Origin of the sequence: Polaromonas sp. OV174 (genome assembly GCF_900112285.1) — a bacterium.
Lineage (GTDB): Bacteria > Pseudomonadota > Gammaproteobacteria > Burkholderiales > Burkholderiaceae_C > Polaromonas.
The window spans coordinates 350,333-360,368 of the sequence record NZ_FOKZ01000001.1; the positions used below are offsets into that span (position 1 = coordinate 350,333).

At 61.4% G+C, this 10,036-nt stretch carries 10 protein-coding genes and 1 pseudogene; 8 read left to right on the forward strand and 3 right to left on the reverse strand.

Annotated features, from left to right (window positions below; all coding sequences use genetic code 11):
• Nucleotides 1-46: 46 nt before the first annotated feature.
• The gene (locus tag BM160_RS01715) at nucleotides 47-904 is read left to right on the forward strand and encodes a DUF2189 domain-containing protein (RefSeq protein ID WP_255368544.1); all 858 of its coding nucleotides are present in this window, start codon (nucleotides 47-49) and stop codon (nucleotides 902-904) included.
• Nucleotides 904-1,113 (forward strand): DUF2788 domain-containing protein, encoded by a 210-nt coding sequence (locus BM160_RS01720; RefSeq protein ID WP_177218880.1) that lies wholly within the window; start codon nucleotides 904-906, stop codon nucleotides 1,111-1,113. Before BM160_RS01715 ends, BM160_RS01720 begins: the two co-directional genes overlap by 1 nt.
• Before the next feature lie 15 nt (nucleotides 1,114-1,128).
• Here BM160_RS01720 and BM160_RS01725 read toward each other — a convergent pair whose 3' ends face one another.
• Together BM160_RS01725 and BM160_RS01730 are read right to left on the reverse strand one after the other, a co-directional pair.
• Nucleotides 1,129-2,085 carry a delta(1)-pyrroline-2-carboxylate reductase family protein gene (locus tag BM160_RS01725; RefSeq protein ID WP_091999340.1) on the reverse strand — a complete coding sequence of 319 codons (957 nt, stop codon included), beginning with the start codon at nucleotides 2,083-2,085 and terminating at the stop codon, nucleotides 1,129-1,131.
• 110 nt (nucleotides 2,086-2,195) lie between these two features.
• Nucleotides 2,196-2,831 (reverse strand): DUF4136 domain-containing protein, encoded by a 636-nt coding sequence (locus BM160_RS01730; RefSeq protein ID WP_255368546.1) that lies wholly within the window; start codon nucleotides 2,829-2,831, stop codon nucleotides 2,196-2,198.
• 201 nt (nucleotides 2,832-3,032) lie between these two features.
• Here BM160_RS01730 and BM160_RS01735 point away from each other — a divergent pair, with 201 nt between their 5' ends.
• Together BM160_RS01735 and BM160_RS01740 are read left to right on the forward strand one after the other, a co-directional pair.
• On the forward strand, nucleotides 3,033-3,926 hold the full coding sequence (locus BM160_RS01735) for a KPN_02809 family neutral zinc metallopeptidase (RefSeq protein WP_091999345.1): 894 nt from the start codon (nucleotides 3,033-3,035) through the stop codon (nucleotides 3,924-3,926).
• 163 nt (nucleotides 3,927-4,089) lie between these two features.
• Complete coding sequence (locus tag BM160_RS01740; RefSeq protein WP_091999348.1) at nucleotides 4,090-5,541, forward strand: DEAD/DEAH box helicase; 1,452 nt, start codon at nucleotides 4,090-4,092, stop codon at nucleotides 5,539-5,541.
• Between the two features lie 4 nt (nucleotides 5,542-5,545).
• Here the strand turns inward: BM160_RS01740 and BM160_RS01745 are convergent, their stop codons facing one another.
• Complete coding sequence (locus tag BM160_RS01745) at nucleotides 5,546-6,406, reverse strand: symmetrical bis(5'-nucleosyl)-tetraphosphatase (protein WP_091999351.1); 861 nt, start codon at nucleotides 6,404-6,406, stop codon at nucleotides 5,546-5,548.
• Nucleotides 6,407-6,430: 24 nt separating this feature from the next.
• Between BM160_RS01745 and BM160_RS01750 the strand changes: the two genes are divergently transcribed.
• The 4 genes and pseudogenes from BM160_RS01750 to BM160_RS01765 form a co-directional block, all read left to right on the forward strand.
• Nucleotides 6,431-7,738 carry a hemolysin family protein gene (locus BM160_RS01750; RefSeq protein ID WP_091999354.1) on the forward strand — a complete coding sequence of 436 codons (1,308 nt, stop codon included), beginning with the start codon at nucleotides 6,431-6,433 and terminating at the stop codon, nucleotides 7,736-7,738.
• A 151-nt stretch (nucleotides 7,739-7,889) separates the two neighbouring features.
• Nucleotides 7,890-8,573 (forward strand): annotated as a pseudogene (locus BM160_RS22865) (transposase); the annotation flags it as partial.
• 99 nt (nucleotides 8,574-8,672) lie between these two features.
• Complete coding sequence (locus tag BM160_RS01760; RefSeq protein WP_091999361.1) at nucleotides 8,673-9,731, forward strand: NAD-dependent epimerase/dehydratase family protein; 1,059 nt, start codon at nucleotides 8,673-8,675, stop codon at nucleotides 9,729-9,731.
• A 20-nt stretch (nucleotides 9,732-9,751) separates the two neighbouring features.
• A partial coding sequence (locus tag BM160_RS01765) for a GDP-mannose 4,6-dehydratase (protein WP_143093157.1) occupies nucleotides 9,752-10,036 on the forward strand: 285 nt, incomplete at its 3' end.

Genomic DNA, 10,036 nt, shown 5'->3' on the forward strand with positions numbered 1-10,036 from the left:
TAGATCAAGGCGGCCGCGGGGGTTACCGCTAAGCTTGGCAGCCATCGTGCCTGATTCCAATTCCTCTTCCTCTTCGCCCTTGCCCCGGGGCGCTCTGACGCTGCCCGTCATTCGCAGCATAGGCCTGGCCCAGCCTTTACGTTGGCTGGTGCGTGGCGCACAGGACATGCGGCGCGGCGGCTGGCTGAGCCTGGCGCACGGTCTGGCGCTGGCCGCTTTTGGTGGCTTGCTGCTGCTGTTGGCGCGCGACCGCTTCTGGTTGCTGGCGGGCGCGTTTTCCGGTTTTCTGGTGGTGGCGCCGGTGCTGGCCACTGGCTTGTATGCCATCAGCCGCGCGCTAGAGCGGGGCGAGGCTGTCAATCTGCAACTCATCATCAAGACCTGGACGCGCTGGCAATACTCGCGCTACGCGGTCAGTGGCGGCTATTGGAGCCTGGTGCGATTTGGCCTGTTGCTGGCCCTGGCTGGTACGGGCTGGGTGCTGACCTCGGCCGCGCTCATCACGCTGCTGGCCGAGCAGCCCATATACACGCCGCTGGACTTCTTGCGCCATGTCGTGCTCGCGCCCAACTCCCATCTGTTTGAACTCTGGCTTAGCCTGGGCGGGCTGATGGCCGCGCCCATTTTTGCCTCCAGCGTGATTGCCATGCCGCTGCTGCTGGACAGGCGCGTCAACGTGCTGCAGGCGGTGCTGGCCAGCTGGCAGGCGGTGCTGACCAACCCCATCCCGCTGGCCCTGTGGGCCGGGCTGATCATGGGCTTGAGTTTGCTGGGCCTGGGCTCGCTGTTGATCGGCCTCGTGGCCGTGCTGCCCTGGCTGGGCCACGCCAGCTGGCATGCTTACCGTGATCTGGTCGATGCCAGCGCGCTGCCGGAGCGCCTGCCTCCCGAGGGATCGATTTGATGTTTGGTTACTCGGAAGAGCAGGTCGCCGCCTTTGGCCTGTCCTTTGGCGTGGGGGCTTTCATGCTCTACATGCTTTTCATCATTGGCCACCTGGCCTGGAAGTCCAAGGCCGGCAAGTTCGGCACCTTTGTCATTTTTCTGGGCCTGGCCTTTGGCATGGTAGGTTTTGTCGCCAAATACCTGATCCAGTGGGCGCTGGAAAAGTAGCGCGAGGCCCGGGCCTTAGCGGGGTGTGCCAGTGCCTTGGGCCAAGGCCGCTCTGGCCGCGGCCAAGTCCCAGCCGGCCCAGCCGCAGCTCTTGAATAGCACCGGTCCCGTCACCGGGAAGTCCTTGGCTCGAACCACGTCGGCCAGGCTGGCAAAACGGCTGACATCGAGGCCGGCCTGCAGCAGGTCGCCGGCTTCGTGTTCTGCGTCCACGGTGTCCACGACCACCGTGCCTTGTGCGGCGAAGAAGCGGCACAGCTCGGCATCCAGCTCCAGCATTTGCGGCGTGAAAGCACCGACGGCGACAATAAAGGCATCCTTGCGAGGCCGGGCGCTGAGCACCACGCCGCTGGCTGGCGTGCAGGTGACGGCCATGGCGCAGTGGGCCAGCGCCTCATTGGCATCGGTGACGACGCGGGCTTGCAGGCCTAGCGACTGGGCATGCAGCGCCAGTGCCTGGGCGCTGGCCGCGCGGCGCGAGGCAATGACAAATTCCTTGACCTCCAGGCCTTCGGCAAAGGCCTCCAGATGGGCTTTGCCCTGAACGCCCGCACCCACGATCAGCATGGGCCCTTGTGTGCAGGGCGCCAGCCGCTGGGCCGCCAGCAGGGAGACGGCAGCGGTGCGCCGCGCCGTGACGGTCGGGCCGTCCAGCACCAACTTGCGCTGGCCGCTGGCCACGTCAAACACCACCACGTCGCCCTGTATCGTGGCCAGGCCGCTGCCTGCATTGGCTGGCGTGAAGGTGATGAGCTTGGTGATGGCGGTGCGGCTGTCCAGGGCCGGCATGACAAACAGGCTGCCGCCGCCGGCCAGGGGCTGAACCAGGCGCGCGGGCACCTGAACCGAGGGGTCTTGCAGCAAGCGGGTCAGTTCGCTCACCAGCAAGGTGTAGGGCAGACGGGCTGCCGTCTGCGCAGGATCCAGCAGCACGGAGTGGGGCGGCAGGGGGAAGGGGGTGGCAGGGCTCATGCCGCAATGGTAAAGGGGGCTGGCTGCCCAAGTGCTTGATAGCGCAGATTCATGAGCCCGGTGCTACTTAGGCAACAGCGGCGCACCGCAGCCGCCTTACTTGCCTCACCTTATTTTTTGATGAGCGCGCCGGTTTTGGGGTCGAATTTCACCGTTCTCACCTGCCCGTTCTGGCCCGGAAACTCATCAAAAACCGCGCGCACCAGATAGGGCACCAGCAGTGGCAGCTCGTCGCTAAAGCCTTCGTAAATGGCTTGGGACTCAAACACCGTGCGCGGCTTGCCCGGTGGGCTGGCCTGGCTGTCCAGCAGGCGCAGGCGCAGGCTGCTGGTGTACAGGGTCTGGCTCACCTGGCGGTCGCCCACATAGCGTGGGCCGAAGGGGTCAGGCACCCAGGCGCCGGGGAAGATGCGGCCGGCGGCATCGCGGTAAGGCGGCATAAAGACCAGGTTGTCTTGGTAAACCGGTTGCAGCCAGGTTTTGTCTTCCCGGTTCTGGCCGACCTTGAGATCGACCTGGATGCGCCCCGTTTGCCCGGCCGGCGCACGCCTCAAGCCCTGCTTTTCAAGCTCGGCCTGCACCTGGCTTTCGTAACTGGCTAGCTCCAACTCACGGCTGTTGTCGACCTGGCTGAGAAAACTGAAGCTGCTGTCGGCCGTGTCGGCTGGCCACTGGTTGAAGCTGGTGACCCGCGCTGTGATCGGGCTGGCACAGGCGGTTAGCAAAGCCGTGAGTAACAAGGCCAAGCCTAGGCGCGATGAAACAAGCAGCCTTGAAACCATGGCGTGTTGAAATGCGGAAAATGGCATGACAGGTAGATACATAGGGCTTCAATTTTGTTCCGCTGGGGAGCGCTTGCTCAAGTAAAGTCGGCGCATGCGCTGACGGCGGGCCGGCATGGAAAGGTTTGCCATGCTACAAGAGATGACGGTGACAAGGAATTTATTATGAAATGGGAAGGCAACCGGGAATCCGACAACGTCGAAGACCGGCGCGATGACGCTGGCGGTGGTGGTTTTCGCGGCGGTGGCGGCCTGTTGGGCGGGCGCAGCATAGGCATTGGCACCATCGTGGTGGCGCTACTGGGCGGCTGGGTGTTGGGCATCAATCCGCTGACGATACTGAGCCTGTTGAGCGGCGGCGCCCCGCCGGCCCAGGTGCAGCAACAACAAGGGCCTGCCCATCGCCCGCCCGCTGATGACCGTATGGCCAAGTTTGTCTCCACCGTGCTGGCCGATACCGAGGACGTCTGGAAAGACGTGTTTGCCAAGGGTGGGGGCACTTACCAGGAGCCGCGCCTGGTGCTGTTTCGCGGTGCCACGCAAACCGCCTGCGGCCAAGGCCAGGCGGCGATGGGGCCGTTTTATTGCCCGGCCGACCAAAAGGTATACATCGATCTCGGCTTTTACGAAACCCTGAAAAGCCGGCTGGGCGCGCCCGGCGATTTTGCCCAGGCTTATGTGATCGCCCATGAGGTGGGCCACCATGTGCAGAACCTGCTGGGCATCAGCGGCAAGATGGATCAGATGCGCAGCCGGGTCAGCAAGACCGAATACAACGCCCTGAGCGTGCGGCTGGAGTTGCAGGCCGACTGCTTTGCCGGTGTCTGGGCCAACCACGCCCAAAGCGCACGCCAGATCCTGGAGCAGGGCGATGTCGAGGAGGCCATGAATGCGGCCGCCAAAATTGGTGATGACGCGCTGCAGCGCAGCAGCGGCGGTGCGGTGGTGCCCGAGAGCTTTACCCACGGCACCAGCGCCCAGCGCCAGCGCTGGTTCGACACAGGCCTGAAGACCGGAAGCGTCAAGGCTTGCGATACCTTTAGCGCCAGAAATTTATAGGAAATCGTGCCGTAGCCATTGCAGGATATGCTGTGACAGCTATGAAAATCATAGTACCAAGAAGATTTTCTGAAGGCCAGTGGCGCCTGCAAGGCAAGGCATTGGCCGCTGCTTTGGCGGGCAAAACGGGGATTTGGCCCAAAGTGCGACAATAGTGGGCTAAATGACCTCCTCTTTTTCTAATCTTTCGCTGGCAGAACCGCTGGCCCGCGCCGTAGCCGAAATGGGCTACGAAACCATGACTCCCATTCAAGAGCAGGCCATTCCGGTGGTGCTGCAGGGCAGAGACGTCATGGGCGCCGCGCAAACTGGCACCGGCAAAACCGCCGCTTTTGCACTTCCGCTGCTGCAGCGCATGATGAAGCATGAGAACGCCTCGACCTCGCCCGCGCGCCATCCGGTGCGTGCGCTGGTGTTGCTGCCGACGCGCGAGTTGGCCGTCCAGGTCGCCGAGCAGGTCAAGTTCTATGCCAAATACACCAACCTGAACAGTGCGGTGGTGTTTGGCGGTATGGACATGAAGCCGCAAACGGCTGAGCTCAAAAAAGGCGTCGAGGTGCTGGTGGCCACTCCAGGTCGCTTGCTGGATCACATCGAAGCCAAGAACGCCGTGTTGAACCAGGTCGAGTACGTGGTGCTCGACGAGGCCGATCGCATGCTGGACATCGGCTTTTTGCCCGATCTGCAGCGCATCTTGAGCTACCTGCCCAAGCAGCGCATCACCTTGCTGTTTTCGGCCACCTTCTCACCCGAGATCAAGCGCCTGGCGTCCAGCTTTCTGCAGGATCCGGTGACCATCGAAGTGGCGCGCTCCAACGCCACCGCCTCGACGGTCGAGCAGCATTTCTACAGTGTGGGCGCTGACGACAAACGCCGCGCGCTGCACCAAATCCTCAAGGCCCGCGGCATCAAGCAGGCCTTTGTGTTTGTCAATAGCAAACTCGGTTGCGCCCGTCTGGCCCGTTCGCTGGAGCGCGAAGGCCTGAAAACCACGGCCCTGCACGGCGACAAAAGCCAGGACGAACGGCTGAAAGCGCTGGAAGCTTTTAAAAGCGGCGAGGTGGATCTGCTGGTCTGTACTGACGTGGCGGCCCGCGGCTTGGACATCAAGGACGTGCCGGCGGTATTCAACTTTGACGTGCCTTTCAACGCCGAAGACTATGTGCACCGCATTGGCCGTACCGGCCGTGCCGGGGCCTCCGGTCTGGCGGTGAGTTTTGTTGCCGGCAGCGACCAGCGTCTGGTGGCCGACATTGAAAAGCTGATCAAGACCAAGATCGAGCTGGAGCCTATGGAGTTTGAAGAGGACCGCCCCCGCATCAGCGAGCAAGGTCGCATCAACGATGGCCGCCGCATGTACCGCGATGGCGGTGATGGCGAGGCACGCGCCCCCCGCGAGCGTATCGAACGCCGGGAGCGCCGCGAGTACACGCCGCATCGCCAGCTGGCTGCGCCTCGTGATCCGTTTTTTGACCAGCCCTATGAGCCCAGCGCCGCGCCAGCAGCGCAGCCGGCCTGGGAAGCCGCCGCCAAGGCCGGCCCGAACCGCAGCGGCGTGTCAGCCAATATCAAACCCAAGAAGAAAATCGCCGCGCTGTTCAAGGCCGGCGAATAGCCACTCAGGCCTGCTTTGGGCCTGGTTTTTGGGCCTGCTCACAAGGCACGCTGATCAACTCAAACGCGCCTGCCGCGGCTCCCAGTCGGGCGGCCGTCAGGCAACCACCCCAGACGCAGCCGGTATCCAGCGGCAAGACATGCTTGCCCCAGCTGGTGCTGCGCTTTTGGTCGGTGACCAGCGTGGACCAATGGCCGAAGGCCACGGGTGTGGCCAGGGTGCGGCGCCCCGGCACCTCGAACCACGGCAGGTAGCCCTGGGGTGCGGCGCTGGCGCCTTCGGTGCTGTGAAATTCCATGACGCCGTCAGGTGTGCAAAAGCGCAGGCGCGTCAGCGCATTCACGATGACCCTGAGCCGGTCGGCACCTGCCAGCCCGTCATGCCATTGGTCGGGCGTATTGCCGTACATGGCGCTCAAGAAACCTTTTGGATCCGGTCCCTGCAAGGCCTGCTCCACTTCTGCGGCCAGCGCCAGGGTTTGCGCCGCGCTCCACTGGGGCAGCACACCGGCATGCACCAGCAGCCAGCCATGGCGCTGCAGGGCCATGGACCGGTGCCGCAGCCAGTCCAGCAGCGCTGGGCCATCGGCGGCCTGCAAGACGGCTTGCACGGTATCGCTGCGGCCCACCGGACGCACGCCATGCCACAGCGCCAGCAGGTGCAGATCGTGATTGCCGAGCAGGCATTGCGCGGCGTCGCCCAATGCGCTCAATTGCCGCAGCACGCCAAGCGAGTCCGGCCCGCGGTTGACCAGGTCACCCAGCAGATACAAAGTGTCGCGGCTTGGGGAAAAATCTATTTTTTCCAGAAGACGTTGAAATGGCGCTTGGCAACCCTGCAGGTCACCGATCAAGTACATTGACATGGTGTTTATTCTTAGTTCGGATTCATGGATTTTCTGCTGATTGCATTTTTGACCCTGCTTAATGGTGTGTTTGCCATGTCGGAGATGGCGCTGGCTTCCAGCCGAAAGGCTAGGTTGACCGCCATGGCCGAATCGGGTGACAGGGGCGCGCAATCGGCTCTTGGGCTGCTGGGCAACCCGACGCAGTTCCTGTCGTCGGTGCAGGTGGGCATCACCTCCATCGGCATGCTTAACGGCATTATTGGCGAAGCTGCGTTTAGCGGCCGGTTGGCGGTCTGGATACAAAGCTTTGGCGTGTCGTCGGGCGCTGCCGAGATTTCCGCCACGGCGCTGGTGGTGACGGTGATTACCTTCATCACCATTGTGTTTGGCGAGCTGGTGCCCAAGCGCATTGGCCAGCTCTACCCCGAAACCGTCGCCAGGTTGGTGTCCCGGCCCATGATGTGGGTGGCCAGTATTGCCAAGCCGTTTGTCAAACTGCTTTCGCTCAGCACTCATGCGGTATTGAGGCTGCTACGGGTTGACAACAGCGCTGGCCGATCCGTCACCGAAGAGGAGATTGCTGCCAGCCTGGAAGAGGGTGTCGATGCCGGCTTGATCGAGGAGCATGAGCACCAGATGGTGCAGAACGTGTTTTTGCTCGACGACCGTTTGCTGACGTCGCTGATGCTGCCGCGCTCCGACATCGAGTGGCTGGATGCCTCCGATACGGTTGCTCAGGCCATCGAGAAGGCCGGTGCCACCGGCCACTCGTGGTATCCCGTGTGCCGGGGCAGTCTGGATGATGTGGTTGGCGTGCTCAATATCGCCAAACTGCTGGCTTTGGGCGGCCAGATTCAATCGACGCCTTTGGCGGCCGACCGTATCGAGGTCTATGCCATCCCGGCTGTCTTTGTGCCAGAGACCCTCACCGGCATGGAGTTGCTCGAGCAGTTTCGCGCCAAGTCCACCCGCATCGTGTTCGTGGTCGATGAATACGGCGTGGTGCAAGGGCTGATGACGCCCATGGACATGCTGGAGGCGATCACCGGCGAGTTGCAGCCTGGCGCGCAAGTCGATGCCTGGGCAACCCAACGCGAGGATGGCAGCTGGCTGATTGACGGTGTCATGCCGGTCGCCGAGCTCAAGGCCCGGCTGGACATCAGAGAGCTGCCGGAAGAGGACAGGGGGCGCTACAACACCGTAGCGGGTTTGCTGATGGCCGTGTCCGGGCGCTTGCCCGTGACCGGCGAACGCATTGAATGTGCCGGGTGGGTATTTGAAGTGGTTGATCTGGATGGCAAACGTATCGACAAGATACTTGCCACTCCCTCTATTGCCCTGGCTGACTAAGCTCGTTCCTTCTCGGCTATTTGTCCCTTGGCCGACTGGAAAAGTACGATGGCTGCATGATGTTTAATTCAATTCAAGCCGAGGGTGTAAGAAGTTTGATGTAAACCGTCAATTGCCGGGAAGCTGCTGCTTCGTATGGAGCAATGATGACCATAGAGAAGATCCGTTGCCCACCGAACTGAGGCCCACCCTGATTTTCTCGGCGGCTGATGCCGTTCTGGATGACGTCAAAGTCTGGCAATCTCGCCCCCTGGATGCCCTGTACTCCATCGTGTACATGGACTGCATTCACGTCAAGGTGCGCGGCAGCGGCGCGGTCCGGGTCAAGGCCCTGTACCTGGCCAGTGGCGTTAACTTGGATGGCATTAAGGAGGTACTGGGTCTGTAGATGATCCAGACCGAAGGAGCCAAGTTCTGGCTGTAGGTGGTGACCGAATTGCAGAGCTGGGGCGTGGCCGACATCTTCATCCAGCGCAGTCACCGAGGATGAGTCCTTTATCAGACTCACGGAATTCGAGGGCAAGTGGGATGCATCGTTAGTGCCGACTGGGCAATCTTGGCGGCGTAATTGGATACGCCTGACACCGTTCTTTGTCTATCCTGGCGCCATCCGCAAAGTGATCTGCACGACCTGCGCCATTGAATCGGTGAACATGGGCTTGAGGGAAGTTACCAAGGCCTAAGGTTCAGTTTCAATCGAGGAAGCCATATTCAAATTGTTCTACTTGGCCCCCCGAACAACATCAGCCAGAAATGGACCATGTCGATACGGGATTGGAGGGCAGCCCTGAATCGTTTTACTATTCAGTTTGACAAGCGCATGCCGTGCGTCTAACTAAACCGCCGCTTACACAAAATCCGGGACACCCTCGGCGTTGCGGATGGTCGCCTCTAAATTCAAATGATGAACAGGACCGAACAGGAGAGGACAGCAATGATCGCAGCCACCCCCAACCCCATCGCTTTCACGCAGCTTCAAACCCGCATGCTGGCAGTGCCCTGCACCTGGCTCATCACTGGTGTAGCTGGCTTCATCGGCTCCAACCTGCTCGAAACTCTGCTTAAGCTGGACCAGCGCGTGGTGGGTCTAGACAACTTCGCCACCGGCCACCAACGCAACCTCGACGAAGTACAAACCCTTGTCACCCCCGAGCAATGGGCCAACTTTAACTTTATAAACGGTGACATTCGCGAGCTGGCAGATTGCCAAAAGTCATGCCGAGGTGTTGACTACGTGCTTCATCAGGCCGCATTGGGCAGCGTGCCCCGCAGCTTGGCTGATCCCATCATCACCAATGAAGCCAATGTCACCGGTTTTCTCAACATGCTGGTTGCCGTCCGCGATGCAGGGGTAAAAAGCTTCACCTATGCCGCCAGCAGCTCCACTTATGGCGACCACCCCGGCCTGCCCAAGGTGGAGGAGCGCATAGGTAAACCCCTCAGTCCCTACGCCGTGACAAAATACGTCAATGAGCTATATGCCGACGCGTTTGCGCGGTGCTACGGACTCAATACCATTGGCCTGCGCTACTTCAACGTGTTCGGCCCCCGTCAAGACCCTGAAGGCGCCTACGCCGCGGTCATTCCCAAATGGATTGCCAGCTTGATCAAGGGTGAGCCGGTGTATATCAATGGCGACGGCGAAACCAGTCGCGATTTCTGTTTTGTTGCCAACGTGGTGCAGGCCAACCTACTGGCCGCCACCGCGCCCAACCCCGAAGCCGTCAATCAGGTTTACAACGTAGCCGTGGGCGACTGCACCACGCTCAACAGCCTGTTTGCCCTGCTGCGCGACAACCTGGCCACCTATGGCGTGCCAGCCAACATCCTGCCCGTGCATCGCGATTTTCGCGCTGGCGACGTGCGCCACAGTCAGGCCGACATTGGCAAGGCCCAGCGCCTGCTCGGCTACTCACCCACCCATAGCATTGGGCAGGGCATGCACGCCGCTCTGAGCTGGTACGTCAAGAACCAAAGCAAACAAGCTGTTTGACGCCAGTCAATCAATCACTCATGACCATTCTCATCACCGGAGCCGCCGGCTTCATAGGCGCCAATTTCGTACTCGACTGGCTGGCCCAGTCCGATGAACCCGTCGTTAACCTCGACAAGCTGACTTATGCCGGCAATCTGGAAACCCTGGCTAGCCTGCGGGGCGATGCGCGCCACATCTTTGTGCAGGGCGATATCGGAGACGGCGAATTGCTTGCCAGCCTGCTGGCCAAACACCAGCCCCGGGCCGTCCTCAACTTTGCCGCCGAAAGCCATGTGGACCGCTCCATTCACGGCCCCGAAGAC

What these genes read in the sequence shown, in the direction of transcription:
- BM160_RS01720 (WP_177218880.1), top strand. Translation starts at nt 904, where the DNA reads ATGTTTGGTTACTCGGAAGAGCAGGTCGCCGCCTTTGGCCTGTCCTTT.
- BM160_RS01725 (WP_091999340.1), bottom strand. Translation starts at nt 2,085, where the DNA reads ATGAGCCCTGCCACCCCCTTCCCCCTGCCGCCCCACTCCGTGCTGCTG.
- BM160_RS01735 (WP_091999345.1), top strand. Translation starts at nt 3,033, where the DNA reads ATGAAATGGGAAGGCAACCGGGAATCCGACAACGTCGAAGACCGGCGC.
- BM160_RS01740 (WP_091999348.1), top strand. Translation starts at nt 4,090, where the DNA reads ATGACCTCCTCTTTTTCTAATCTTTCGCTGGCAGAACCGCTGGCCCGC.
- BM160_RS01745 (WP_091999351.1), bottom strand. Translation starts at nt 6,406, where the DNA reads ATGTCAATGTACTTGATCGGTGACCTGCAGGGTTGCCAAGCGCCATTT.
- BM160_RS01750 (WP_091999354.1), top strand. Translation starts at nt 6,431, where the DNA reads ATGGATTTTCTGCTGATTGCATTTTTGACCCTGCTTAATGGTGTGTTT.
- BM160_RS01760 (WP_091999361.1), top strand. Translation starts at nt 8,673, where the DNA reads ATGATCGCAGCCACCCCCAACCCCATCGCTTTCACGCAGCTTCAAACC.